Annotated in this window: 22 protein-coding genes and 2 tRNA genes; 9 read left to right on the top strand and 15 right to left on the bottom strand. The window is 44.0% G+C overall.

Going from position 1 to position 25793, the window contains the following annotated elements:
- The first annotated feature begins 42 nt into the window (after positions 1 to 42).
- Positions 43 to 321 (top strand): glycine zipper domain-containing protein, encoded by a 279-nt coding sequence (locus ACAM39_RS07375; protein ID WP_128679898.1) that lies wholly within the window; start codon positions 43 to 45, stop codon positions 319 to 321.
- A 243-nt stretch (positions 322 to 564) separates the two neighbouring features.
- Here ACAM39_RS07375 and ACAM39_RS07370 read toward each other — a convergent pair.
- The 7 genes from ACAM39_RS07370 to leuS form a co-directional block, all read right to left on the bottom strand.
- Positions 565 to 640, bottom strand: a tRNA-Lys gene (locus tag ACAM39_RS07370).
- A gap of 143 nt (positions 641 to 783) precedes the next feature.
- Positions 784 to 859 (bottom strand) — tRNA-Lys (locus ACAM39_RS07365).
- A 273-nt stretch (positions 860 to 1132) separates the two neighbouring features.
- Positions 1133 to 3115 (bottom strand): MacB family efflux pump subunit, encoded by a 1983-nt coding sequence (locus tag ACAM39_RS07360; protein ID WP_369627195.1) that lies wholly within the window; start codon positions 3113 to 3115, stop codon positions 1133 to 1135.
- A 96-nt stretch (positions 3116 to 3211) separates the two neighbouring features.
- On the bottom strand, positions 3212 to 4522 hold the full coding sequence (locus tag ACAM39_RS07355; protein ID WP_369627194.1) for an efflux RND transporter periplasmic adaptor subunit: 1311 nt from the start codon (positions 4520 to 4522) through the stop codon (positions 3212 to 3214).
- A 300-nt stretch (positions 4523 to 4822) separates the two neighbouring features.
- The gene (gene holA, locus ACAM39_RS07350) at positions 4823 to 5842 is read right to left on the bottom strand and encodes a DNA polymerase III subunit delta (RefSeq protein WP_369627193.1); all 1020 of its coding nucleotides are present in this window, start codon (positions 5840 to 5842) and stop codon (positions 4823 to 4825) included.
- Positions 5843 to 5861: 19 nt separating this feature from the next.
- Positions 5862 to 6428 carry an LPS-assembly lipoprotein LptE gene (locus ACAM39_RS07345; RefSeq protein WP_369627192.1) on the bottom strand — a complete coding sequence of 189 codons (567 nt, stop codon included), beginning with the start codon at positions 6426 to 6428 and terminating at the stop codon, positions 5862 to 5864.
- A 116-nt stretch (positions 6429 to 6544) separates the two neighbouring features.
- Complete coding sequence (gene leuS, locus ACAM39_RS07340) at positions 6545 to 9205, bottom strand: leucine--tRNA ligase (protein ID WP_369627191.1); 2661 nt, start codon at positions 9203 to 9205, stop codon at positions 6545 to 6547.
- 95 nt (positions 9206 to 9300) lie between these two features.
- On the opposite strand from leuS, the gene ACAM39_RS07335 reads away from it, so the two are divergent.
- On the top strand, positions 9301 to 9654 hold the full coding sequence (locus tag ACAM39_RS07335; protein WP_369627190.1) for a Spx/MgsR family RNA polymerase-binding regulatory protein: 354 nt from the start codon (positions 9301 to 9303) through the stop codon (positions 9652 to 9654).
- Positions 9655 to 9752: 98 nt separating this feature from the next.
- Here the strand turns inward: ACAM39_RS07335 and ccoP are convergent, their stop codons facing one another.
- Genes ccoP through ccoN form a run of 4 tightly spaced genes read right to left on the bottom strand, consistent with a single transcriptional unit; the run spans position 9753 to position 13201 of the window.
- Positions 9753 to 10931: a cytochrome-c oxidase, cbb3-type subunit III gene (gene ccoP, locus ACAM39_RS07330; RefSeq protein ID WP_369627189.1), complete on the bottom strand. Its 1179-nt coding sequence runs from the start codon at positions 10929 to 10931 to the stop codon at positions 9753 to 9755.
- Positions 10928 to 11101 (bottom strand): cbb3-type cytochrome oxidase subunit 3, encoded by a 174-nt coding sequence (locus tag ACAM39_RS07325; protein WP_036597952.1) that lies wholly within the window; start codon positions 11099 to 11101, stop codon positions 10928 to 10930. Before ACAM39_RS07325 ends, ccoP begins: the two co-directional genes overlap by 4 nt.
- Entirely contained in the window at positions 11101 to 11718 is a 618-nt protein-coding gene (ccoO, locus tag ACAM39_RS07320; RefSeq protein WP_369627188.1) for a cytochrome-c oxidase, cbb3-type subunit II, read from the bottom strand. The genes ACAM39_RS07325 and ccoO overlap by 1 nt, the downstream gene beginning before the upstream one ends.
- Before the next feature lie 10 nt (positions 11719 to 11728).
- A complete protein-coding gene (ccoN, locus tag ACAM39_RS07315; protein WP_369627187.1) occupies positions 11729 to 13201 on the bottom strand; it encodes a cytochrome-c oxidase, cbb3-type subunit I in 1473 nt (490 codons plus the stop codon).
- Between the two features lie 523 nt (positions 13202 to 13724).
- Between ccoN and ACAM39_RS07310 the strand changes: the two genes are divergently transcribed.
- The gene (locus ACAM39_RS07310; RefSeq protein WP_369627186.1) at positions 13725 to 14114 is read left to right on the top strand and encodes an SCP2 sterol-binding domain-containing protein; all 390 of its coding nucleotides are present in this window, start codon (positions 13725 to 13727) and stop codon (positions 14112 to 14114) included.
- Positions 14115 to 14149: 35 nt separating this feature from the next.
- Here ACAM39_RS07310 and ACAM39_RS07305 read toward each other — a convergent pair whose 3' ends face one another.
- A complete protein-coding gene (locus ACAM39_RS07305; RefSeq protein WP_369627185.1) occupies positions 14150 to 14431 on the bottom strand; it encodes a hypothetical protein in 282 nt (93 codons plus the stop codon).
- Between the two features lie 295 nt (positions 14432 to 14726).
- Entirely contained in the window at positions 14727 to 15704 is a 978-nt protein-coding gene (locus ACAM39_RS07300; RefSeq protein WP_369627184.1) for a hypothetical protein, read from the bottom strand.
- A gap of 462 nt (positions 15705 to 16166) precedes the next feature.
- Between ACAM39_RS07300 and ACAM39_RS07295 the strand changes: the two genes are divergently transcribed.
- Together ACAM39_RS07295 and lolD are read left to right on the top strand one after the other, a co-directional pair.
- Positions 16167 to 17402 carry a lipoprotein-releasing ABC transporter permease subunit gene (locus tag ACAM39_RS07295; RefSeq protein WP_369627183.1) on the top strand — a complete coding sequence of 412 codons (1236 nt, stop codon included), beginning with the start codon at positions 16167 to 16169 and terminating at the stop codon, positions 17400 to 17402.
- A gap of 9 nt (positions 17403 to 17411) precedes the next feature.
- A complete protein-coding gene (gene lolD, locus ACAM39_RS07290; protein ID WP_369627182.1) occupies positions 17412 to 18089 on the top strand; it encodes a lipoprotein-releasing ABC transporter ATP-binding protein LolD in 678 nt (225 codons plus the stop codon).
- Here the strand turns inward: lolD and ACAM39_RS07285 are convergent.
- Positions 18086 to 18910, bottom strand: a complete 825-nt coding sequence (locus ACAM39_RS07285; RefSeq protein ID WP_369627181.1) for a YdcF family protein — start codon at positions 18908 to 18910, stop codon at positions 18086 to 18088. The genes lolD and ACAM39_RS07285 overlap by 4 nt on opposite strands.
- A gap of 102 nt (positions 18911 to 19012) precedes the next feature.
- Between ACAM39_RS07285 and ACAM39_RS07280 the strand changes: the two genes are divergently transcribed.
- The 4 genes from ACAM39_RS07280 (at position 19013) to ACAM39_RS07265 (ending at position 24780) form a co-directional block, all read left to right on the top strand.
- Positions 19013 to 21889, top strand: coding sequence for a ComEC/Rec2 family competence protein (locus ACAM39_RS07280; RefSeq protein WP_369627180.1), 2877 nt, complete (start codon positions 19013 to 19015; stop codon positions 21887 to 21889).
- A gap of 91 nt (positions 21890 to 21980) precedes the next feature.
- Positions 21981 to 23063: a signal peptide peptidase SppA gene (sppA, locus tag ACAM39_RS07275; protein WP_369627179.1), complete on the top strand. Its 1083-nt coding sequence runs from the start codon at positions 21981 to 21983 to the stop codon at positions 23061 to 23063.
- A gap of 125 nt (positions 23064 to 23188) precedes the next feature.
- Positions 23189 to 24016, top strand: coding sequence for an alpha/beta fold hydrolase (locus ACAM39_RS07270; protein WP_369628586.1), 828 nt, complete (start codon positions 23189 to 23191; stop codon positions 24014 to 24016).
- A gap of 29 nt (positions 24017 to 24045) precedes the next feature.
- Positions 24046 to 24780 carry a CPBP family intramembrane glutamic endopeptidase gene (locus ACAM39_RS07265; protein WP_369627178.1) on the top strand — a complete coding sequence of 245 codons (735 nt, stop codon included), beginning with the start codon at positions 24046 to 24048 and terminating at the stop codon, positions 24778 to 24780.
- Between the two features lie 17 nt (positions 24781 to 24797).
- Here ACAM39_RS07265 and dusA read toward each other — a convergent pair whose 3' ends face one another.
- Positions 24798 to 25766 carry a tRNA dihydrouridine(20/20a) synthase DusA gene (dusA, locus tag ACAM39_RS07260; RefSeq protein WP_369628585.1) on the bottom strand — a complete coding sequence of 323 codons (969 nt, stop codon included), beginning with the start codon at positions 25764 to 25766 and terminating at the stop codon, positions 24798 to 24800.
- Positions 25767 to 25793 lie beyond the last annotated feature (27 nt).

The following is a 25793-nucleotide window of genomic DNA, read 5'->3' as shown; positions in this document are numbered from 1 at the left end:
CACCTGATATTTTAGCAAATGGAAACCCTACTGGAGAAAAGTATGAAATCACTTAAAACACTTGCGGTACTTGCGACACTTGTTGGTTCAACGGCATTGACAGCGTGTGCTACCACTGATGCCTATGGCAACCGCGTCACTACTCAAGGCTCTTCTCGCGCGGCGATGCAAGGTGCGGTAGCGGGTGCCGCATTAGGTGCACTGGCAAAATCAGATGGCGACCGTAGCGACATCGGTAAAGCCGCAGCAATCGGTGCAGCCGCAGGTGGTGCAACAGGCTATGTATTAAGTACATCACCTAACTACCCATACCAAAAATAAGCTATAGTGAAAGCCATAGCCTATATCTACAGTATCCAACAGTGATGCTGTTAAAAGCCAAACCATTAAAGGTTTGGCTTTTTCTTTGCTAAACGTTAAGCCAGCTATTTAATGCAATCAAAGATGCGTTAAAGTAGAGTAGTTAATTTTTATTTGTCTAATCTAAACTACTAGCCTAAATCATAGCGCTAAAAATCAAGCGTATAAAAAAAGCCCTTATCAATTCGATAAGGGCTTTGGATATGGTGGATCGTCCGCGACTCGAACGCGGGACCAATGGATTAAAAGTCCACTGCTCTACCAACTGAGCTAACGATCCTAAGAAGCATTAAGAAAACGTCTGGGAGACGTTTTTAGCTGCGCAAGAGCAAATCTATGATTTGCTAAAGCATTAAAAATTGCAAAGCAATTTTGATTTCACAAGTCAAATTCATAAAATGACATTGTCAAACTTTCAAAATATGGTGGATCGTCCGCGACTCGAACGCGGGACCAATGGATTAAAAGTCCACTGCTCTACCAACTGAGCTAACGATCCAAAACTGTTAAGGCAATCAAAAACGATTTTTCACGTTTTTGTTTTGGCTATTGCCGTTAAGTGAGTGCATATTATACGCATTAAATCTTGGTTTGCAAGCATTTTCTCACACTTTTTTTAACTAAAGATTTCCATGAAAATAGAGGCGTAAATTCATCGACTTATGATACGTTTTCACCCCTTTAATCTTTAACTTATCCAGCCTTAATTAGATGAATCTTGATTGGCTAAATGTTAATTAATCAGGTGATAAAAATTTTATTCACCACCTGATTATTCACCACCTGATAAGGCATCAACAGGATTGAGTCTGGCGGCATTGCGCGCCGGAATAAACCCAAAAACCACACCAATGAGAGTGGAACACACCACAGCAGCTACAATGGAGGTGGTTGAATACACCACTTGGAAATTACCCCCTGCAAATTTGTTAATTAAAGCCCCAATGGCAAACGCTAGGCTAATGCCTAAAATCCCGCCCAAGATACACACCAAAATCGCTTCTATCAAAAACTGCTGCATGATATCAGATTGCCTTGCGCCCACTGCCATACGCACACCAATTTCACTGGTACGCTCGGTGACTGAGACAAGCATAATATTCATAACGCCAATACCCCCCACAATCAAAGAAATAATAGCTATCGATGATACCAATAATGTCATCGTGCCTGTGGTGGATTCAATCGTCTGACGAATTGAATCAGAGTTTTGAATACGAAAGTCATCGGTGCCGTGTCGCTGCTTTATCAAATCAGAAACAGCTTGCTCAGCAGCACTAGACGAGATAGTGTTTTTTAGTAGCACAATAAAACTATCTACATGACTAGTACCAACCATTCTACGCATCACAGTGGTATAAGGCATATATAGGGTAGGGGTGTCTGAACTTGGACCAAAAGCTTGCTCTGACGGCTGCAGCACACCGATGACGCGAGCGGGCACACTACCCACCAACATCACTTCACCAATGGGATCGCTGACATTGGCAAAAAAGGCGGTTTTCGCATTATCATCAATAATCACATCTTGGGTCATCGAGGTGATACTATTATCATTAAAGGTTTGCCCAAGCGCCAGTTTTTCCCCTTTCACTGTTAGATAATCTTTGCCCACGCCACTGACATTCACAGAAGCTTCTGTTTCACGGTAACGGGCGGTGGCGCTATTGCTGCTGACTTGTGGACTGACGCTTTGCACATAAGGCTGTTCTGCGACAGCATTGGCATCGGCATCTGTTAAATTATTATCATGGTATTTACGGCGAGGGTCACCAAATTTATAGCCATCTCGTATGGTTAAAGTATTGGTGCCTAAGGCGCTGATATCATTGAGAATTTTTTGTTGAGAACCTTGCCCTAGACCCACTACCGATACCACAGAGGCAATACCAATGATAATACCTAACATGGTTAACAATGTCCGCATTTTATGGGCTTTCATCGCCAAAACAGACATCTTAAAGGCTTCAGACAAGCGGTCTAAAAACGCGGTAACGCCAGATTTTTTGGCAAAATTTAGGTGTTGAACCTCAGTGGTTTTGTCAAATCTATTGTCGGTATAATAATCTTTAAGAATCTGTCCGTCTTTGATTTCAATCACGCGTTCCGCTTGGGCAGCGATAGAAGGATCGTGGGTCACCATAATGATGGTATGACCTTGGCTATTTAGATTTCTCAAAATTGCCATCACATCTTTACCCGATTGGCTATCTAATGCCCCAGTCGGTTCATCAGCAAGGATAATGTCGCCACCATTCATTAACGCACGAGCGATAGACACACGCTGTTGTTGACCACCCGAGAGTTGGCTAGGGCGATTTTGGGTTTTTGCCGCAAGACCTAAGTCGTCTAACAATTGGGTGGCGCGCGCTTCACGTTGCCGCACCGGCATCCCTGCATATACAGCAGGGACAGCGACATTGTCTTGGGCATTGATGTCACCGAGTAAATGATAGCGCTGAAAAATAAACCCAAAATGCTCACGGCGAAGCTCGGCAAGTTCGTCTGCGGTAAGTTTGTCCACCGCTTTGCCATAAATGTGGTAACTGCCCGCAGTCGCCTGATCTAGGCAGCCTAAGATGTTCATTAAGGTGGATTTACCCGAGCCTGATTGACCGATAATTGCCACCATTTCGCCTTCATAAATGGTCAAGTCTATCCCATGTAAAACCCGAATTTTTTCATCACCTGCAGGGAATTCACGGATTAAATCCTTCACTTCCATAATAGGTTGTTTGGTGTCTTGCGTTATCATCAGCCGTGTGTCTCACAGTTAGCATGCGTCATAGGGTTAGCATGCGTCATAGGTTACAATCAACGTTTCCAATCTAGGGTTATCATCTACCGATGATTACAACATCGGTGGACCACCCTTATTTTTAGACGATGAACTTGATTTACTCACCGTTGCTTGCCCTACAACCACCTTATCACCTTGGTTGACGCCGCTAAGAATTTGGGTGGTAATACGATTAGTGACACCTGTTTTGACCGCTTGTTTTTTGGTAGTACCGTCGGCTTGTACGACTTCAACATAATTGCCCATTTTTGGGTCAGTTTTGATTGCCGCAGCCGGTACGCTAAGCACATTATTGACTTTATTTTCAACAATATAGACTTGTGCTGTCATGTTGATACGTAGCGCGCCATCGGGATTGGGGACGGTAAAATAACCAATATAATAAATCGCCGAATCCGTTGACGTAGATGAGTCACTGGCGGTAGTACCATCGGGCGCAGGTCCAATGGTTGACAGTGTGGCTTGGTATTTCTTATCTGGGCGTCCAATGATATTAAAATAAACAGGCAACCCTACTTCGAGGTTAACGACATCGGCTTCTGATATTTTGGCTTTCACGCGCACACTACTCAAATCTGCCAATGTCACAATGGTGGGGGCTGATTGATTGGCGTTCACCGTTTGCCCTTGTTTGGTGGTAATAGAAATCACCGTCCCTGACATCGGGGCAACAATTTGGCTATATCCAAGATTTTTTTCAGCCGTATTGACATCGGTTTGTGCTTTTTTTATGGTTTGTTGTGCACTAACAATATCGGCTTGCGATGAGGCAATATTTGCTTGAGCGGTCGCAATCGCTTGTTGGGCGCTGTCTACATTGGCTTGGGCTGTTTTGACAGCGGTATCCGCTTGCTCCAGCTCTTGTTTGGAGATGGCATTCATGGCAAGCAAAGATTTTAGGCGATTGTATTCTGTTTGCGATTGTTGCAAGGTTGCTATTTTACCTTTCAAGTCGGCTCGCGCTGTGGCAAGCGCGGCTTGTTTGGTCTGATAGGCGGACTTGGTACTTTCCAAATTCGCTTTGCTTTGCTGTAAGGTAGCCTGCTGCGTGGTTAAGGTATTTTGCAGGGTAACTGGGTCAATTTGAGCAATAACATCGCCTTTTTTGACCGTATCACCCACCTCGACATACAATTTTGTCACTTCCCCTGACACCTGAGCGCCCACATCCACTTGTTTAATGCCTTCAATTTTGCCCGTGGACATGACACTGTTCTCAATATCGCTACGCTCGACATTGGCGGTGATGTAATTGGGTTTTTGGGGTTTGGGTTTAAAGTACCAATAAGCTAACGCTGCCAGCGAAATAACGATCAAACTTAAGATTGCCCATTTGAGCCATTTTTTTTGGGTAGCCGTCATCGTGCCAAGCCTTATCAAGGGATAAACAATTGAAAAAAATTAAATAAATACAGCTTTTTAACAGGGAGTATTAAAAGCTAAATGAGAATAAATTGCAATAAAAATAGGGAAGTCGCAAGGATTTTTAATTATAACCACATAATCTTACTGGATTATAAAATAAATGTTATGAGTAAGAAAAACGCATTAAAAATTTGGGGGTGGTGGATTGTATGGTGATTTGATGGGCGGGTTGTTTGAAAAGCTGTAAAGGTTGCGGAGCATTTTTAAAAGCAACTTTAAAAGTAACTTTTAAAGCAATTAGTGAAATAGCGGTTGACCCGCTAGGCGAAAAGCGAGTTGGTAGAGTAGTTCCCAAGCCGGTTGTTGTACCCGTCCTTTGATGGCTTGGTCGGCTTGGTACAGCGCATCCGACCAGTTTCGGGTAGCGTCATGGGAATGACGATGCAGGGCTTTACTATACAGCTGTTGCTTGCTTTGCCAAATGCCGAGACTTTGATAGCTTGCCCCTGATTGCAAGCTTAAAATATTGCGCATGTCTTTGGCTATCATCCATAACACCAAACTCTCTGGTTCTTCACTGGCTTTGAGTTGCTGTAAGATTTTTGCAACCTGCGCGGTATCACCTGCCAACATGGCATCCGATAAATCAAAGGTGGTAAACATAGATTGACTCACCAACCCATCAAACAGGTGAGGCTCATCGATGGTCACAAAATGGGTAGGGGGATTCGCATCTGTTGTAGCATAAAGATAGGAGAGCCGCCACAGACTTTGGTAAGCCGCCAGCAAATTATGCTGAGTTTGTGCCATCAGCATTTGCCAAGCGGGTTTGGTGAGTTCGAGCCCAAAATCTTGGGCGTGTTGCTGTAGCAGTTGTTCGCGTTGCTGCTCTTGATAAAGATGGCATTCAATGACTTGACCAAATTTATCGCAAAGCAAAAAAAACGCACTGCTTTGGCTTTTTTTATCGTATTTATCACTGATAATGACTAAGCAATTGCTCGAATTGCTCGTCGCAAATTGCGCTAATTGTGTTAATGCCTCTTTATCGGGTTTATGATTACCATGAACGATAATGGCTTTGTTGTCGTCAAAGAGTGACATACTGTTCAGCTCTGCCAAAATCGCTTGCCATGATTTGGCGCTGGTGATATCCATGCGCGAAATTGCCATATTATGCTGTCGCCAATTGGGCGACATTTTTTCAATTAGCCACTGTGACAGCAAATCTTCATCGCCATGCAGTAGCCACACCCCAGTGGTTGGGTCTTGCCTACTTTTGAGATGTTGAAAGGCATTTAAAAAATTGTACTGCATCAGCGTATTATCAATTAGGTTAGGGGGTAGTTGCGGTAGGTACTTTGGTGATTTTTGGAAGGCTTAGTGCGACATATTGGTCAGCAATACGCTGCGCCAGGTTGTCATACAACCATACTTTAATTTGCTCAGCTTGGGGGTTGTCAGTGGCTACCACACCTTGGTCATACTGATAGCTGCGCTGTACTTGAATCGTATTGGTCAGCGTCCGGGGTTGACCATTTTCAATGGCGCGATAGCTCACCTCTGCGCTTAGTACCATACGAATTTCGGTCAAAATACCGCGTAGCTGGTAGTTTTGTAGGCGGATATTCTTGACTTCAATACTGGCAGGCAAAGTGGTATTTGATTGGGTGGTTGCATTTTTATCAATCACCCTATCTTGGGTATTAATGCTCAGCTGGTGGAGTTGTTTTTTTAACGAATTTTTGACCGCATAGTCTTCTGGCGTGTTGTTAAAAATCAGCTCAGTGGTCGGGATATTCTGTGACATGGGCGCATCATAACCACGTAGATGAAAACCACAGGCAGGTAGCTGCGTCAGTAACACACTGCTTAGGAGGATACGAAGAAATGGCTTATTCATATAGTTACCTGTCTATGATTGTCGGTACTTCTTGTTATAACACTTTGTTATAATGCTTCATTATAAAGCTTTAAGGTCAAAAAGGGCTTAGGTTGCCAATAAGCCCTTATAATCAATTAGGCTTTTACCACAATATTGACCAGTTTATTGGGCACCACGATTTCTTTGACGATATCGCCGGTGATAAATTTAGCGACGCTGTCGAGTTGTTTCGCTTCGGTTTTTAACCAATCGCTGTCACTGTTTGGCGCCACATCCATTTGACCACGGATTTTGCCGTTGACTTGCACCACCATGGTAATAGTGTCTTGTACCAAGGCTGAAGTATCAACGGCTGGATAGGTTAGCGTCATCACATCCATCCCTAACTCCTCAAGTAGGACTTCTGCCATGTGCGGCGCGTACATGGTGAGCAAGGTCAATAAAGTCACCAGTGCTTCATTGGCTACCGCCAAATCGCTATCTGAACGAATGTCAAAAGCGGTGAGTTCGTTCGACAATTCCATTAAAAATGACACAGGCGTATTGAGCGCCAAGTTTTTGCCAAAGGCGTCATCTAATTTGCCAATAGTATCATGTGTTTTACGGCGTAAACTTTTAGCGGCTTTACTAAGCGACTGGGCATCACTCACCGATAGCGTTGCTGCGGTTAAAGATTGTTGTGCCAGTGTGTCGGCATGCTCGATAGTATAACGCCATACTTTTTTCAAAAAGTTATACGGACCTTTTAGCCCATCGTCAATCCATTCAAGCGTCTGGTCGACAGGCGCGGTAAACATGGTGTAAAGTCGAACCGTATCTGCGCCATATTGATCAATAGTCGCTTGGGGGTCGACACCATTGTTTTTTGACTTCGACATTTTTTCGATTTTGCCAATTTTGACTGGCTGACCATCGGCTTTTAAGGTCGCTTCGATGGGCTGACCTTTGTCGTTGTAGCGGATATCAACGTCTTCTGGAAAGTAATAGGATTTGCTACCATCGGCATTTTCGCGAAGATAAGTACCCGCCAAGACCATGCCTTGGGTGAGTAAATTGGCAAAGGGTTCATCACCCTGCACCAAACCTTCATCACGCATGAGCTTGTGGAAAAAACGCGCATACAGTAAATGTAACACCGCGTGCTCAACACCGCCTACATATTGATCCACAGGTAGCCATTTATCGGCTGCGACTTTATTAATCATCCCATCGGTATAATTGGGTGACGCAAAACGCGCGTAATACCAGCTTGATTCTACAAAAGTATCAAAGGTATCGGTTTCACGTTTGGCAGGCTTGCCGCAACATGGGCAGTTGACATCGGTAAATGAAGTAAGATTGTTGAGGGGATTGCCACGTCCATCGGGCACCACATCTAAAGGTAATACCACAGGCAGCTGACTTTCAGGGACAGGCACTGTACCGCAGTCTGTACAGTTGATAACCGGAATTGGGCAACCCCAATAACGCTGACGAGATACCCCCCAATCGCGTAGCCGATAATTGATGGTTTTTTTACCCAAGCCTTGTGGCTCAAGTTGGGTTAAAATTTTGTCAAAGGCTTGTTTAAAATTTAAACCATCTAACTCACCCGAGTTAATAGCCACGCCATTTTGCTTATCGCCATACCAGTCTTGCCAAGTCGTCGCATCAAACTGTTGACCTTGCTTGTGGGGTTCTTTTAGGTCAATCACTTGCTTGATAGGTAACTTGTATTTATTGGCAAATTCAAAGTCGCGTTCATCATGTGCAGGCACTGCCATGACAGCGCCAGAACCGTAGCTCATTAATACGTAGTTCGCGACCCAAACAGGCACTTGCTCACCGGTTAACGGATGGGTGACAGTCAGACCCGTGTCCATACCCATTTTTTCAGCTTTGGCTAAGTCTGCTTCGGCAACTGAGCCTTTTTTGCAGGCTTCAATAAAGCTTTGTAGGGCAGGATTTGTCGCGGCCGCGTGTTTTGCTAGTGGATGCTCAGCCGCCACAGATACATAAGTCACGCCCATTAAGGTATCAGGACGGGTAGTGAACACATCTAGGGTTTTTTCTTCACCATTTAAGGTATAGGGAAAATGAATTTCCATGCCTTCAGAGCGACCAATCCAGTTGCGCTGCATGGTAATCACTTGCTGTGGCCAATGACCTTCTAGCTTATCCAAATCATTTAACAGCTCGTCTGCATAGGCGGTGATGTTAAAGTAGTACATGGGGATTTCGCGTTTTTCAATTAGCGCACCTGAGCGCCAACCGCGACCATCCACCACTTGCTCATTGGCAAGGACGGTATTATCAACAGGGTCCCAATTCACGGTTGAGAGTTTTTTGTATACCAAGCCTTTTTTGAACAGTTGTACAAATAGCCATTGTTCCCACTTGTAATACTCTGGCGTACAAGTGGCAAATTCACGTGACCAGTCAATCGATAGTCCTAATGATTTGAGCTGCGCGCGCATGTTATCAATGTTTGAAAACGTCCACGCAGCAGGGGCGACAGCGTTGGCAATCGCCGCATTTTCTGCAGGCATACCAAACGCATCCCAGCCCATTGGTTGCAACACTTCATAACCTTTTAACCGATAATAACGGCTCAACACATCACTAATCGTGTAGTTACGCACGTGCCCCATATGCAGCTTGCCACTGGGGTAAGGAAACATAGACAGCAAATAACGTGACGGCTTATCAGATGCCGCATTATTTACTTGATAGCGATTTTGCTGTTCCCATTTTTGTTGTTGGGCAGGCTCGATAACTTGGGGTTGGTATTGACTGGTTAAAGCTGAATTACTCATAATGGTCTGAATTTGCAGTATTTGAATGGGAAAATATATTAAGCCCCATAGCATAGCCTAAAACCATAAAAATTGCGATAAAAAAAGGAGCCAATATGAGCATCACCATCCACGGTATCAAAAACTGTAGCACCATGAAAAAGGCGTTTGATAAATTAACTGCACTGGGTTTGGAGTATGAATTTTTTGACTATAAAAAACAGGCGATAGATAAACCGACATTAGCCCATTGGGTAAAGCGAGCAGGTATAGATAAGGTATTAAATAGCAAAGGCACAACCTACCGCAAACTTAGCGATGCGCAAAAAGCCCAAATGAATCAAGATGTGGATGCTGCGTTAGATATGATGGTAGCTAAGCCGAGTATGATTAAGCGCCCGATTGTCGTCTCAGACAATGAGTTAATCATTGGTTTTGATGAAGCTGCCTTTGAAAAACTAGGCATGTAAAACTAGGCATGTAAAACTAGGCAAGTAAAGAGGGACAAATAAATCCCCAATAAAAAAGCGAGTAACTAAAACTCGCTTTTTTAAGTGGCGGTTAAAAATTATTTTACCGCACTAGCAACCGCAGATTTTACCGCATTTGCAGTTTCAACTGGGGTAGAGGCTGCACCACGTTCTTTATTAACAACAGTGGTTGGCGTCATCACAGAACCATCTTGTTTGTGATCGCTTAAGGAATAAACATACGCTGCCAATAACATAATACGCTCGTTACCCAGTTTGGTATCCCAATGTGGCATCACACCGGCACGACCATTACGTAACGTAGTACGAACCGTTTCACGGTCGCCACCATATAACCAAATGTCATCCGTAAGATTCACCGCACCGACATCAGGGTTACCTTTACCATCTTTACCATGACATACTGCACAGTTGGTATCATAAATAGCCTTGCCTTGATTAACCAAAGTTTGGTTCAACTGACCATTTTCTTTTGAGCCCTTGCCTGGTGATAGTGATAGTACGTACTCAGATGCGGCGCGAACACCATCCTCACCAATCTGCGCTTTCCAAGCTGGCATACCACCAACGCGACCATGATTTAGGGTTAACAAGATTTTATCGGGTGTACCGCCATAAATCCAGTCATTGTCCGTCAAGTTTGGATAACCGGGTGCACCATGCGCTTGTGAGCCATGACACACTGAACAGTTTTGTAAAAACAAACGCTGACCAATTTTAATCGCTTGTGGATCTTGAGAAAGTTTTAGAACGGCAGGTGCCAGCCCTACAATACCTTTATCAATTTGCGATTTTAATTCAGCATTGGGTTCTGCATTTTTAGCTTGCTGCGCTTGTAATTTAGCAAGGCTATCAATTTGTGCCGTTACCGCTTTGTCTTTTAAGATTTTATCATTGAACGTGCCAGTAAATACGGCATTATTGCGCTCAAGATCGGATGCTAATTCATTAGCACTGGTCCAAGGAACATCTTGACCATCTACTTTTACCGTAGTGATACCTTTCCATGAGCCTGGCATTACTGATGGGAACAATAGCATGTATAGTAATGCCCAAGCTAATGAACCCCAAAAGATTGCTAACCACCATTTTGGTAATGGACGGTCAAACTCTTGGATACCATCGTATTCATGACCTGTGGTACCGTCATCCGACATGGTTGGGCGATAACCCAATACACCGACTAACCAATACAAAATCCAAGCCCAACAACCGATGGAAAATAGGGTTATCCAAAAACTCCAAAATCCACTCATTTTTTATCCTTATTGCGTTGTGATGCGTCTGTTAGGTCTTCGTCATCTAACGCAAGTTTTGCATCTTCTTCAAATCGTTTGCGATTCTTTGGTGAGTAAGCCCACCAAACAATCGCAATAAAAGCGATAAACGCTGCGACCGTTGCGATACTGTGTAATGTGCCCAGCATTAACGTTGACCTTTCATTGCAGTGCCCAGTTGTTGTAAATACGCAACAACGGCATCGAGCTCAGTTTTACCTTGTACCGCATCAGGTGCACCTGCAATATCAGCATCGCTATATGGCACACCAAAACGGTCACGGAATAGACGCATTTTTGCTTGCACTTTTTCAGGGTTAACGTCTCGTTCTGCTAACCAAGCAAATGGTGGCATCACAGATTCAGGTACCAATGATTGTGGGTTAATTAAGTGTTCGCGTTGCCAGTCATCAGAATAACGTCCGCCAACCCGCGCAAGATCAGGTCCAGTACGCTTGGAACCCCATAAGAAGGGGTGATCCCAAGCTGATTCAGCAGCACGCGAATAAGGTCCATAACGCTCTACTTCAGCCCGAAGAGGACGAACCATTTGGGTATGACAGACGTGACAGCCTTCACGAATATAAATATCACGACCTTCCATCTCAAGGGCAGTCCATGGCTTCATATTGGGCAAAGGTTGGTTAACCTCTTTGGTATAAATCAATGGCACGATTTCTACCAAAGTGGCAAAGCTGATAGACACAACAATTAGGATAACTAAAAGACCCGTGTTTTTTTCAATAATTTCGTGATTGAGTTTCATGAGTCTCTCCTTAAATCTGTTTTGCGGTAGCAGTTTCTACTACAGGTGTAGTGGTATCTGCTGCTTCAACAGTTTTAGTGCTTGGCATCGTGATAGTTTTGTAGACGTTGTAAGCCATGACGACCATACCTGAGACATACAAGAAACCACCAAATGCACGACCAATGTAAGGATAGTGCGAGAACAAGACCGTATCAACGAAACTATACACTAGCGTTCCATCTGGATTTGTAGCACGCCACATCATACCTTGACCAATACCTGAAATCCAAAGCGACACGATGTAGAAAATAGTACCTGCGGTAGCCAGCCAAAAGTGCGTGGTGATCAAATCAGTTGAATACATTTTTTGTTTGTTCCAAATACGTGGAATCAATACATATAATGAACCAACGGTAATCATACCAACCCAGCCTAACGCACCAGAATGCACGTGACCAACGGTCCAGTCAGTATTATGCGATAACGCATTGACGGTTTTGATTGACATCATTGGACCTTCAAACGTTGACATCGCATAGAATGACAGTGCAACAATCAAGAAACGAATAATAGGGTCTGTGCGAAGTTTATCCCAGCTGCCTGATAAGGTAAGTACACCATTAATCATACCGCCCCATGAAGGCGCAAATAAAATGATAGAGAATACCATGCCTAAAGACTGTGCCCAGTCAGGGAGTGCTGAATAATGAAGATGGTGACCACCCGCCCACATATAAGACGCAATTAACGCCCAAAAGTGGATAATAGATAAGCGATAGGAGTAAACAGGACGACCGATTTGTACAGGGACAAAGTAATACATCATACCCAAAAACGCGGCTGTTAAGTAAAAACCTACGGCGTTGTGACCATACCACCATTGCACCATAGCGTCAGTCGCACCGCCAAACAATGAATATGACTTCCAGAAACTCAGAGGGATTGACATACTATTGACAATATGGAGTAACGCAATGGTCAAAATAAATGCAGCAAAGAACCAGTTAGCAACATAGATATGCGAGGTTTTGCGTTTCAATAACGTACCAAAAAACACAATAGCATAAGATATCCACACCACGGCAATTAAAATATCAATGGGCCATTCAAGCTCAGCATATTCTTTCGCTGAGGTTAAACCCAAGGGTAGGGTAATAATTGCGCCAACAATAACAAGATTCCAACCCCAAAAGGTGAACCAGGCTAAATAAGGTGCGAATAAACGCGTTTTACAAGTTCTTTGAACAATATAATATGAAGTTGCGAATAACGCACAACCACCAAATGCAAAAATCACCGCGTTGGTGTGCAATGGACGCAAACGGCTAAATGTTAGCCAAGGGATACCAAAATTGAGGGCAGGCCATGCCAATTGTGATGCAATGAACACCCCAATTGCCATACCGATAATACCATATACTACCGCCATGATTGAGAACAACTTAATGATGTCCACTTCATAATCATCGGTAATAGGTATTGCTGTGTTTTGTAAATTCATTCGATGATTTCCTTTACAGCCTATATTATCAACAAGTTTAAGCAGAAATCTCCTTTGTGCCTGTCAATAAAACTATCAGGTCAGAGGCGTTGGCACTAGTTATTTTTTTATAAGATAGGCTAACTGTTTAGTGGCTAGTTTCACGATGAGTTTTAAAGAAATTAGCGGCTAAATCTTGACGCAAAACAGTAAATTTACAAGCAGTAAAATAGGCTCAAACTCACGATTCTCACCAAGTATTGTAACTTAATCTTTGCTAAATATCATCTAATGTAACGTGCATAGCGCAAAAAAAAATTACACACCAACTATTATAATATGAAAAATAAAAAAAACCATGTAAATTGTGGGGATTTTTTTAACACCCCATACACGATCTAGTAACAATGCTAAAAATGGTTAACCGAGTGCCATTATCGTTGCTCTATAAATGGGTTTATTATGCGTTAGAGAATTGTCATTCATACAAAATCTCGGTAAGATGCACAAGTTTTAATACAACTAACGATAATGAGGATTTAAAATGGCTAAAATTTTAACACAAGAATGGTTTGATAAAGTTAACGAATTAACCAATAAAGCAGGTGACCTAAATCTACCACCCGCGATTAAAAATATGTCGATTAATTTACAAGTCACAGATAGCGACAATCAAGAAGTCAATGCCGCTTTTTATGATGGGACAATCCATCAAGGTTTAAAAGATGGTGCTTTAACCACCTTAAAACTGGATGCCGACACGTTAAAAGCGATATTTTTTGATCGTGATATGAACCGTGCGATGGAAGCCTTTATGTCTGGCAAAATCCGCGTCGAAGGCGATATGGGACAATTGATGTCTATCCAAACCGCAAGCCCAAGCGCTGAACAAAAACAGCTTTTCAAAGACATCTTAGCCAATACACAAGCGTAATCGGATTGATAGCATAATAGATGCTATTGCTAGCATTATCCGTGTGTTAAGCGAAATATCACCAACACCCCGAGCACAAAGAAAATCATCGATAATATTCGGTGATTTTTTTTATCGCGTGCTTGGGTGGGGTACAGTAGTAAACCTGTGGTATAAACCATCAGACCATTGACTGAGCTAGTTTGAGTGGCTAAGGTGGTTTGGGCTGCTAAGGTCGTTTGAGCAGATAGTGGCAGTGAGCTGTGATTTACCAATCCAGTCTGGGTTTGGGTAGTGTCTGAAACAGAAACTGCGGATTTAGTCGACTGATTTGGCATGGGTAATCTTCCCAAAATAACTAATAGAACACTCACAAAACCTTAGCAGCTGAGGCGGGGTAGGCGGTTGAGCCGCTATAGGATTTATGACTGAGCCGCTGTAGGATTTATGACGTTGATTGATAAAATTGATTAAAATCAAACTTAAAATAACGATAATATAAAATTATAGTCAATTCAATGAATTAAATAAAATAACGCGCTAAATTTACATTTATTTACAAAATAACAAAGCCACTGTCATAGTCGGCAGTGGCTTCAAGAAAATTAATCAATAATCTTACAAGGGAAAGGCTTAAAACGCTCTATAATTGGTGGCTACTTTTTTCTGATTTTCCATAAAAATAGTCCCCTGTAGCCAAATATTGGCCTGAATATAATCGTTGACTTGAATGGTCGCATCGATGTTATCGGCATTGACCGCTAAACGAATAACGACAGGATTATCAAGGCTTTCACGTAATATGACTACATCAAGCAATACAAAGTCAACCCCATTAAAGCTGGTAGTCTGTTTGCCAATAATTTGACCTTGACACCAAGCTTCATCTTGTTGTCCGATGGTTTCACCAAATAAATAAGCACACATGTGACCGACGTTGATTTCAATTGGCTCCAGCGGCAAATCGTTTTCGCTAGGTTGCCAAGCGGCGATTTGGGCTTCAAGGTCTTTTGGGGCAACGTTATTATTTTTGGTCAAAATATCATTGAAAGCGCGGTGATAGCGAATCGCTTCAGGCTCATCAACCACAATGGTTTCTGAGCGGTTACTCAAGCTTACGGTATAAGCAAATGCACTCAGATTGATTAAGTAGCGGTGATTTTTTTCATAGTTGTGCGCATTGATGGCATAATACTGGTCAAATACATACAGCACAGTATTGTCATCAGTTTTTAAGCGCAAAATCGCTTCTATCTGATTGTCACATTTATAGACACCTTCAATAGTGACCCATTGCCCATACGGACTATTGACACAAGGAAACGCATTAATCAAACGTTTGGGTGAGCGATTGCTATCAATTTCAATCACTTGATTGATATGAATCGGCTGATTACCCGATAGTAAAATATGCGAAGACGTGGCGTTGGCAGTCTTTAGTGGGGTAGGCATGGTGGCAGTATCAATATGCGATTGCAACCAATTTGGGACGTCATCGGCAATGTTGTTGGTAAAACATGACCAGTGATCTGCATGACCAACCGCTTGATCACAGTTTAGACTAATCGTATTGGGGGCATTTGAAGAAGGGGGTTGGTGAGTATTGGTCATAAGACGTCCTTTAAGTGACAACAGGTTTATGTTGCAAACAAACTTAATAAACTAAACAGCTGTCACGATATATATCAAAATTTTAATGATTAAATTATCAGCTATCAATAGGCTAATATCAGCCTTCAAATCATCCCAGTTAAATCAACGAGTATCCGCTATCAACCTATCTGTTAATAATGGATTAACCCTTGATTAAGCAGGGATGAAATTTAATTCTGCTATGTTAATGGGGACATGCAGAATTTTTTCACCTTATTTTGCTTAAAACATCCACAATTTATTGCGCGGATATGTTTGATTCTGCGAATTTTTAGCAAAATTGCAAAAAAACTTTTGCCAAAACGGTAAAAAAATGTGTCAGACTATCACGCTTTCAAGAAGGCTTGAATAATGGTTTTAAAATAAGCTATGTCGTTGCCTGCTTGTATCATCAAAATAGTGATAATTTTTAGGAATGCTATGTTTCGACCGTTGGCTTTGTTTTTAGGATTACGGTATACCCGTGCTGAGCGAAGTAACCGATTTATTTCTTTTATTTCTTTGATTTCAATGGTGGGTTTGACACTTGGCGTCGCTGTGCTCATTACCGTGTTATCGGTGATGAATGGCTTTGACCGCGAACTCAAGAGTCGCATTTTGGGCATGGTGCCGCAAGCCACCGTCACTGCCAGTGAAATTATCCCAGATTGGCAGACGCTGGCACAAACTATTCAAAAAAACCCCAAAGTTGAAGCCGTTGCGCCTTTTATCCAATTACAGGGTATGCTCACCGCAAATGGACAAGTCGCAGGTATCATGGTGACCGGTATTGAGCCAAGCTATGAGAAAAAAGTCTCGATTATTCATCAGCATATGGAGAGTGGTAGTGTCGATAGTCTAAAAGCAGGTCAATTTGACATTGTGATTGGCAAGCAAATGGCGGATTCACTGGGGGTGAAACAAGGCGATATGGTCACCTTGGTTTTGCCAGAAGCTTCGCCATCGCCTGCAGGCGTGATTCCGCGCTTCAAGCGTTTTACTGTCACTGGGGTGTATGACATTAGCCCTGAAGTCAATAATATTATGGCATTCATCCCGATGAATGATGCGGCTACGTTATTGCGTCTGCCTGCGGGGGCCCAAGGTATTCGCATGAAGCTAAAGGATTTGTTTGCCGCACCACAAGTGGCTCAGCAAGCCGCGAGCCTTGCACCCAATATGCTTATGCCTAGTGACTGGACATCAACGCATGGGAATTTATTTGGTGCCATCCAAATGGAAAAAGCCATGGTGGGGTTGTTGCTGTTTTTGATTATTTTGGTTGCTGCATTTAACATCGTCTCATCCTTGGTGATGCTGGTCACTGATAAAAAGGCGGACATCGCGATTTTAAAAACCTTTGGTGCGTCGCCTAAGCTCATCACCCAAGTATTTATGGTGCAAGGATTGTTTATTGGGGTGATTGGTACCGTTGCGGGAACTATTTTGGGCGTGATTTTAGCGTTGACCGTGAGCGATGTGGTAGGCGGCATCAATAGTTTATTTGGGTTACATTTATTTGATGCCTATTTTGTCAACTATTTACCTTCACAACTTAAATGGAAGGACGTAGCCATCATCGTGGCAGCCTCGCTGGTAATAAGTTTTGTGGCAACCATTTATCCAGCACGCCGAGCAGCTAGCATTCAACCGGCTCAAACATTGCGTTATGAATAGGAGTGAGCCATGACGGCGATTTTAACAGCAAAAAATATCACCAAGACCTATCAAGATGGTAAAACCACCACGAATGTGCTCAATCATCTGGATATCAGTATTAACAGTGGCGAGCGCATCGCCATTGTTGGCACGAGCGGGTCGGGTAAAAGTACCTTGCTACATATCTTGGGTGGCTTAGATGTGCCGACCAGTGGGGAGGTTTGGCTACATGGGCAACGCATCAATGATTTGAATGAAACCCAGCGCGGTGAGCTTCGTAACCAATATTTGGGCTTTATTTATCAGTTTCACCATTTGTTGGCGGAGTTTACTGCGATTGAAAATGTGGCAATGCCGCTATTGATGCGAAAAGCAGTGCCAATCGCAGTAGCGCGTCAACAGTCTATTGAATTATTGGAAAAAGTAGGGCTAGGGCATCGGCTGACCCATCGCCCAGGCGAGTTATCTGGCGGTGAACGTCAACGGGTGGCGATTGCTAGGGCGCTGGTGACGAAACCTTCGTTGATACTGGCTGATGAACCCACAGGGAACTTAGACTACGCCAATGCACAGGCGGTGTTTGAAATCCTATCAGAGCTACAAAAAGATTTTAATACCGCGCTATTGATGGTCACCCATGACCGGCAACTGGCACAGTTGGCGGATAAACAATTGGCGTTACAAAATGGCACGTGGGTGGCTTAATACTCATCGAGTAGCCAACCGCTGATAAAAGCAAAGTATTCGCGAAACCACACATTTGGACGGATATACCAAGGGGTGTCAGACCCGACCACCTGTAAATTGGTATATCCTTGTCGTTTGCCAATAAGGCTTGCGCGCAAGGTGTGAAAATCACTGGTGACTGCGATTATCGGTTGATTTAAGGCAATCCCTTGCTGCGCTAAAATCTTTTTACTATTGACAAAGTTAAGCTCGGTACTGGTGCTTTGTTCTTCAAGCGCAATATGTGCCAAGCTGATGCCATAGGTGTCATGTAAATAGTCCGCCATCGCTTTGGCTTCACTGATATCCTCCCCCGCATCAAAACCACCACTGGTTATCACGAGTGCGTTTGCAAAACGCTTGATGACTTCAGATGCTTTATCCAAACGCAGTTTTACCGCATCGGTCGGCTTATTGTCTTTTGTTCCGCCACCTAAGACAATAATCGCTTGCGCTGCCTTAGGGGAGTTATCGGTGTTAAAGTGCTGTTTTAAATAGCTGACAAAGACAAAAAAACTTATCAACCAGACAAAAAATAATAGCCAAATCAGCTGCCATAATTTTTTTAATGACGGCTGTGAAGCCAAATAAAGTTGGATACGTTCCCAATATATCGCATGGCCTAAAAAAATTAGCCCTATGCCCAATGGCACTAGGGTGCCAATATGAAAAACACGATTGGCCAGCAATAGCCCGCAGTCAACAACCAGTATCAATCCTGCAACCCCTAGACTGATTTGGATACTTTTTTCCCCTACGCCTGAGGCATTGTCATTGCTGCTAATAAATTGAGTCAACATCGATTAATAATTTCCAAAAGTTGCTATTTGTTTTACTATATCGTTCATTCGATAATTGTAAGGGAAGTAGCGGGCTATCGCTATCTTTATCAAGGATGAAACATGATTTGGCTCATCACGGTTGCCAGTTTGTTGGGTTTTTTAGTGGTAAATACACTAGCAAATCAACCCTTGATGACAGGTTATGCGCTGCCAAGTTATGAGATAGCCAGTTACGATGCGAAAATTTGGCAGATGTTATCAGTGGCATTATTGATAGCGCTGCTAATCAATGTAGGTTTATACCATGGATGCAACCGTAAACAGCTAAAAAGAGCGTCGCCAAACCCTGCATTCGCCTACCGTTTTGCCTTACCGTTATTATCAAGTTTTATCTTTTTGTTGACGCTCATGTTGAGTGCCAGTTACGGTTTATATCATCATAAGCTGTATCAAAACGCGTTATTGCCCTCAGTGCTCACAGTGGATGCCATCGTTGAATCCCATCAAATCAGCGATACGGTGAGCCAAACAAGCCTATTATCAAATGATAATGCCCTGATTGGCAATGGTTTCATCAAACAAATCCTGCAAGTCCGCGTTGATAAGGGCGGCGATGCTGATGCATCGTCAGCAACCCCTCAACCACCGCTAACGGCACTGATTAGCGCTAACATCAAAGACAATCCTGATTGGGAAGCGACCTTGTCGCAGTTAAGACCTGGCACACAGCTTAACGTAAAATTACAGCTTGAGCCCATTGCACAGCCTAAGCCTACAAGTTTACCCAATAATGCCAAACCGCTCATGCTAGGATTTGATGAAGCGCAATGGTTAAGACAGCGGGGCGTGCAAGCAAAGGGAGTGATCATCGGTATTGAAAAAACGAGCCTGCAGGAATTTAACCCATCTCATGTGAAAGACCGTATGGTTATTGCTATCGAAAAATTGCGCTGGCAACTACGCCAAAAAATCCTCGCCAATTTGCATACAACCCTGCTGAAACAATCGACGCTTATAGTCAATGCTAAAAACGATATTGCGCAACCCGTGCTTAAAAGTTCTGGTGAAACTTCTAGTCAGAGTGCTAGTCAAAGTTCTGGTCAAAGCGCTATCCAAAGCCATGCAATCTTATTGGGACTGTTAACGGGTGATAAAAGCCTGATGGATAGCGACCTTAAGAATCGCTACCAAGTCACGGGTATTAGCCATTTATTAGCAATTTCAGGCCCGCATGTGATGATGCTCGCCGCTATCGTATCTGTTTTTGTATTATGGCTCGTTAAGTGGTTTGCGCCCCAGTTGTTGGTCAAATTACCGAGTAGTTTATTGGTGCTTTGGGTGAGTGTGGTGATAGCAGGGTTTTATGCGCTGCTGGTGGGTTTTGAAATACCTGCCCAGCGGACATTTTGGATGCTGTTACTGCTCACACTATCGAAACAGTTATTGGTTAATTTTTCAGCTTATCGGCTGTTGGCGTGGGTTGCGCTAGGCATGATTTGGCTAGAGCCGACAGCGGTCGGGCAAGCAGGGTTTTGGTTGTCCTTTGTGGCGGTGGTTTTACTGTTAAAATTTAGCGAGACCATAGGGACAGTTAGCGCCATTGAAATTAAGGATGTTAGTCAGTTACTAGCGCCTACGGCACGCAGCGATGTGCTGACCGGTTTTGTTAAAATTATAAGCCATCAATTCAAGGCGTTACTAAAACTGCAAATTTGGCTATTTATTTGGATGCTGCCCATCGTGGTGTGGTTTTTTGGCAAAGTATCCGTTATTGGCATTTTGGTAAACTTGCTAGCCGTACCATTTTTAGGGTTGGTTATTGTACCCTTGGATATGTTGGCAGGCGTCGTTAGTTGGCTACCTGTGGTAGGGGATTGGCTGAGCCAAACCATTTGGTCGATGCTAACAACCCTGCTCAATGTATTTCACTTTTTGCTCAACCAACTTATCGACACGGGTGTTGCTAAGCAATCATTTTTTGCCTTGTCACAAACGCAGCTTGTCCTGTGTTTGTTCATTGCGTTACTGGGGTTGTTAAAAGGCTTGTTGCCTAAAATGCTGATGTTACCACTGGCTATCCTATTGATATTATTGCCACTGCAGCAGCGCAGCTTAAATAACAATAAACCGACTCTGGCAGTTGGTGATAACCCTAAACTGGTAATCAGTTTATTAAAAAAAGGCGATGATAGCTGGCTGATTTTGTCCGACAATCAAGTCAAAGCCGCGCAGGCGGATAAACCCAATTTTTTGAAAACCAAACAAGCTATCAGCAATGTTGCGGCTGATGAAGAAATCAGTTCGCTGTTGAACCGTGATATTTATCCGCTGTTGGCAAATCAGCAGGTTCATCGATTAACTGGGGTGATTAGTCAAACGCCCAGTGTCCGCGTCAATGAGCTGGTGCAACAACTGGCAACCCATGTACCTATTAAGGCCTACTGGCTGGCAGGGTATGATGTCGAACACAGCAGGCTTGATGTGACAGATAAGGCTGTATCTGCAAGTTTTCGCGCGATTACACCTCGCAGTTGCCAAACCGCGCAACGTTGGCAACAAGATGGCTTGGAAGTGACAGCGGTATCGGGATGGCACTTGGATTTAGCCTTAACCGATGAGCAAAAGCTAGCGACCCAAACCTGTTATATTCACATCCGTTTTATGCCACCAACCAGCAAACCCTACGATGTGTTGATGTTGGCAGGAAATAGCGATATCCCCATGCAAATGACTGAAAAATTATGCACGGTGTCGGCGACCCATTTACTCATTCAGCCCTATACTTTGTCCATTAAAACATCGCGGCTAGCGTTGACTAAACCTTCCTTACTGCATGTAGTGACAGGCGCGTATAAGTCGCAAAAACTGGGCGAAGATAGCCAATTATCGCTGGCTAGTTGGTCAGTGGATAAGCCTGCCGACCACCCGTTCGAAGTCCTGTATGCCGATCAAGTGGGCGCGGTAATTTACGCGCTTACCCCAGACAATACTGACTGATACTTGACGATTTGGCTACAAGGCAGTGATTGTAATTTTGACCGCTTCCCCCTATCATGGGCGGTAAATTACCTATTGCAAAGGAACTTTTATGTCAGATAATTGGCCACCCGATCCCAACCAACCCTCACAATCAAAGCCACCCGTTCATCCAAATCATACGCAAAATTTGCCACCCAATGCGCCATACGCAGGCCAAGAATGGCAATTGCTAGAAAAAACCCTGATGGCAAGCCTTGTGGAGCAGCGCCGTGCAAGACGCTGGGGTATTTTCTTTAAGCTCATCACCTTGGGCTATGTGCTACTATTTGGCGCGGTGGTGGCAAAAGGCTGTAGTGGCTCTGCCAAAAGTGGCGTGAGTGATATTGGTATGAGCAAACCGCATTTAGCCGTCGTCGATGTCAAAGGGGTTATCAGCAGCGACAATGAAGCCAATAGTCAAGCGGTGGGCGAGGCATTAACGGAAGCGTTTAACAACGACCAAGCGCAAGCGGTGGCGTTACGCATCAACTCACCGGGTGGCTCGCCTGTACAATCCGATGAAATCTGGCAAACCATGACCGAATTGAGAAAAGCCCATCCTAACAAAAAACTATATGCCGTTATCGAAGATATGGGTGCTTCAGGCGCGTATTATATCGCATCTGCGGCTGATGAAATTTGGGTCAATCCCTCAAGCTTGGTCGGCTCAATCGGCGTGATTATGCCAAGCTACAATGTCCAAGGTTTGATGGATAAATTAGGCGTTAAAGATGGCACCATGACAGCAGGTTCGCACAAAGACATTTTAAGCATGAGCCGCCCGCTCTCCGAGTTTGAGCGCCAGCATGTACAAGGTGTGCTGGATAACACCCACGCCCATTTTATCAATGCTGTCAAACAAGGTCGCGGCAATCGCCTCAAAAACCCTGATGCCAATCAGCTTTTTTCCGGATTGTTTTGGAGTGGTGAGCAAGCGATTAATCTTGGTTTGGCGGATAAAAAAGGCGGCATTAGCACCCTTGAGTCTCAGTTAAAACTAGACAATGTAGTAGAATATAACCCAGAAGACCCAGTGAAAAAAGTGTTCGGTAAATTTGCCAGCCAAATCGGCTATGGGTTTGGCGAAACGGTCTCCAAAGGCTTTGCTAGCCAATTAACCCACGCCGCTGCAAATGACAAAGGAATGCAATAACGATGTCATCTGAGACGAGCCAGCATCCTTTAGCCCATCGTTTACCGTCTGCGCCAACGCTAGCGACAGGCATAGAGGGGATAACAGCGATAGAAGGGACAGGGCAAATAGGGAAGACAGAAGCGATAGCGCAAAAACCCTTGATACACTTTGCGCATGCCAATGGGATTCCATCACTTAGCTATCAATCTCTGTTTGATTTGCTTAGTGATGAATTTGATATTGTCTATATTCCAGCGTTAGGCATTGACCCGCGTTATCCGGTCGATAACCATTGGCAAAAACTGACCCAGCAAGTGATTGATAGCATCCAAGCGCACTTAAGCGCGCGCGGGCAAACCAAGGTCATCGGGCTAGGGCATTCGCTTGGGGCATTGTGCACGCTGCAAGCCAGCTATGAGGCGCCCGAGCTATTTAGCCAAGTGATTGCCTTAGACCCACCGCTCATCCATGGCTATTATTCGATGGCACTACATTGGGCAAAACGCTTTAGCCCACGGTTAGTAGATAGGCTCACGCCTGCAGGTCTATCAAGCCATCGCCGTGACACATGGCCAAGCCGGGAAGTCGCTTACGAGCATTTGCGGCATAAAGCATTCTATCGACACTTTGATGAGCGCTGTTTTAATGATTTTATTCGTTATGGCTTGACTGATACCGCAGATGGGCAAGTGACCTTAACCATTCCAAAAGCGGTAGAAGTGGCGGTATTTCGTACCAACCCCTCATTATACTGGCAAAAACCTAACCATCCGCCGGCTGTCCCTGCTAAACAAATAATTGGTAAAGATAGTCTGTTTTTCAAACGTGGGTTTCCTGCGCTGGTCAAACAGCGTATGGGCATTGATTTTGAAGTGCATGAAGGCGGGCATATGTTCCCGTTAGAATACCCAGCCAGTACGGTTGAACGAATCAAAGCGCTTATTCACTCAGTCAATCATGATATCCAGTAACAACACAAATATCCATTAAAGGGTTTAATGTGCAAAATTTATCGTTACAGCCTAGCACCCCCATCTACGATGTACCAAAGACCATTGTGCTATCTATGGTGTTATTGGCGGTGTTTTTTGCCAGTCAATTGATTGGCGTGGTGTTATTTGCGCCATGGGTGCTACAAGATGCAGCAAATTTGGCTATCGCTGAAAAAGTGTTGCAGGGCAGTGAAAACGGCACCTTAATGAGTCTATCGCTAGGCTTTACCTTAACCATGGTGCTCGGCTGCGTTTATTTGTTTATCCGCTTTAAAAACAGCCGTGTCAAAGATTATCTTGCCATGAAGCCCTTTACTTGGTATCAGTTGTTGCAATGTAGCGCGCTGCTGATTGTGCTGAATGTTATCATCAATCTAGTCACCGTCTGGCTGGGTCGCGAGCCCATGATGTTTATGGACAATCTTGCCGATTCCGCGCATCCACGGTGGCTGCTTGTGCTGGCGATGGTGGTATTTGCGCCGATTTATGAAGAAGTGATATTTCGCGGGTTTATGTGGACAGGGCTTGCCAACTCAAAGCTCGGTATGTGGGGTGCCAGTGTGCTAACCAGTATCGTATTTGCGGTGATTCATATGCAATACGGGGTGGTCGAGTTGTTGGGGATTTTTTGTCTAGCGATGTTATTTAGCTATGGGCGTATCATGTCAGGGTCACTGTTATTGCCTGTGGTGTTGCATATGATGAATAATGGTTTGGCGATGTGGCAGTATTTATACGGTTAGTTTTTTTTAGCTAAATTTTAACCCGCATTTAACGCCAAAACCGCTTCACCGGCTTCACGAACTTGGGCAACTGAGAGGGATTTTTGCCCGCTAAGCGCCTGACGCCATTTACGACTGCCTGTCAATCCTTGAAACAAGCCCAAATAATGGCGCATAATGACCGTCAATGGTGTGCCACGCGCGTCACTGGCTGCCAAAAAATCTAGTAATTGATAAAAAATATCCGCTCGGCTAGGCACAGGCTTGCCCCACAGCTGCATGGCTTCGGCTAGAATATAAGGATTATGATAAGCTTCACGCCCAATCATCACACCATCGACTTTCGTCAGATGGGTGTTGATTGCATCAATAGTGGTGATACCGCCATTAATTTCCACGAATACATCGGGAAAATCCTGCTTTAAGCGGTACACATCCTCATAGCGAAGGGGCGGAATTTCACGATTTTGTTTAGGGCTTAAGCCTTGTAGCCAAGCGGTGCGCGCATGGACGATGACATGCTGACAACCTGCTTTCACCACATGATCTACAAAATCCGCCATAAACTCATAACTATCAAAGTTATCAATGCCGATGCGATGTTTGACAGTGACGGGAATGTCCACCGCATTACGCATCGCAGAGACAATATCTGCCACCAATTTAGGCTCTGCCATCAAGCAAGCTCCGATTTTGTAATGTTGTACCCGATCGGACGGGCAGCCGACATTGAGGTTGATTTCATCGTAACCGTAGTCTTGTCCGATTTTTGCACAGCGCGCCAATTCGTCAGGATCTGAGCCGCCAAGCTGAAGTACCAAAGGATGTTCATTGGGATAAAATCGCAGCTGATAGTCTGTATCCCCCTGCAATATCGCAGAAGTACTGATCATTTCAGTATAAAGGTAAGTATAAGGATTGAATAATCGAGCAAAGTAACAATAATCGCGTGTACTCCAATCAATCATCGGTGCGGTGGACAATCGTTTATGATGCATGGTAGTCATAGGCAGGGTTATAGGCAGTGTCATAGG

Source organism: Moraxella sp. K02 (genome assembly GCF_041154755.1).
Classification (GTDB): domain Bacteria; phylum Pseudomonadota; class Gammaproteobacteria; order Pseudomonadales; family Moraxellaceae; genus Faucicola.
This window is presented reverse-complemented; position numbering and strand designations above follow the sequence as displayed.

Coding starts and splice junctions, on each gene's coding strand:
- ccoN (WP_369627187.1), bottom strand. CDS start 13,201: ATGAATTTACAAAACACAGCAATACCTATTACCGATGATTATGAAGTG.
- lolD (WP_369627182.1), top strand. CDS start 17,412: ATGACGGCGATTTTAACAGCAAAAAATATCACCAAGACCTATCAAGAT.
- ccoP (WP_369627189.1), bottom strand. CDS start 10,931: ATGAGTGGATTTTGGAGTTTTTGGATAACCCTATTTTCCATCGGTTGT.
- ACAM39_RS07295 (WP_369627183.1), top strand. CDS start 16,167: ATGTTTCGACCGTTGGCTTTGTTTTTAGGATTACGGTATACCCGTGCT.
- leuS (WP_369627191.1), bottom strand. CDS start 9,205: ATGAGTAATTCAGCTTTAACCAGTCAATACCAACCCCAAGTTATCGAG.
- ACAM39_RS07375 (WP_128679898.1), top strand. CDS start 43: ATGAAATCACTTAAAACACTTGCGGTACTTGCGACACTTGTTGGTTCA.
- ACAM39_RS07285 (WP_369627181.1), bottom strand. CDS start 18,910: ATGTTGACTCAATTTATTAGCAGCAATGACAATGCCTCAGGCGTAGGG.
- ccoO (WP_369627188.1), bottom strand. CDS start 11,718: ATGAAACTCAATCACGAAATTATTGAAAAAAACACGGGTCTTTTAGTT.
- ACAM39_RS07300 (WP_369627184.1), bottom strand. CDS start 15,704: ATGACCAATACTCACCAACCCCCTTCTTCAAATGCCCCCAATACGATT.
- ACAM39_RS07355 (WP_369627194.1), bottom strand. CDS start 4,522: ATGACGGCTACCCAAAAAAAATGGCTCAAATGGGCAATCTTAAGTTTG.
- dusA (WP_369628585.1), bottom strand. CDS start 25,766: ATGACTACCATGCATCATAAACGATTGTCCACCGCACCGATGATTGAT.
- ACAM39_RS07345 (WP_369627192.1), bottom strand. CDS start 6,428: ATGAATAAGCCATTTCTTCGTATCCTCCTAAGCAGTGTGTTACTGACG.
- ACAM39_RS07335 (WP_369627190.1), top strand. CDS start 9,301: ATGAGCATCACCATCCACGGTATCAAAAACTGTAGCACCATGAAAAAG.
- ACAM39_RS07305 (WP_369627185.1), bottom strand. CDS start 14,431: ATGCCAAATCAGTCGACTAAATCCGCAGTTTCTGTTTCAGACACTACC.
- ACAM39_RS07280 (WP_369627180.1), top strand. CDS start 19,013: ATGATTTGGCTCATCACGGTTGCCAGTTTGTTGGGTTTTTTAGTGGTA.
- holA (WP_369627193.1), bottom strand. CDS start 5,842: ATGCAGTACAATTTTTTAAATGCCTTTCAACATCTCAAAAGTAGGCAA.
- ACAM39_RS07360 (WP_369627195.1), bottom strand. CDS start 3,115: ATGATAACGCAAGACACCAAACAACCTATTATGGAAGTGAAGGATTTA.
- ACAM39_RS07310 (WP_369627186.1), top strand. CDS start 13,725: ATGGCTAAAATTTTAACACAAGAATGGTTTGATAAAGTTAACGAATTA.
- sppA (WP_369627179.1), top strand. CDS start 21,981: ATGTCAGATAATTGGCCACCCGATCCCAACCAACCCTCACAATCAAAG.
- ACAM39_RS07325 (WP_036597952.1), bottom strand. CDS start 11,101: ATGCTGGGCACATTACACAGTATCGCAACGGTCGCAGCGTTTATCGCT.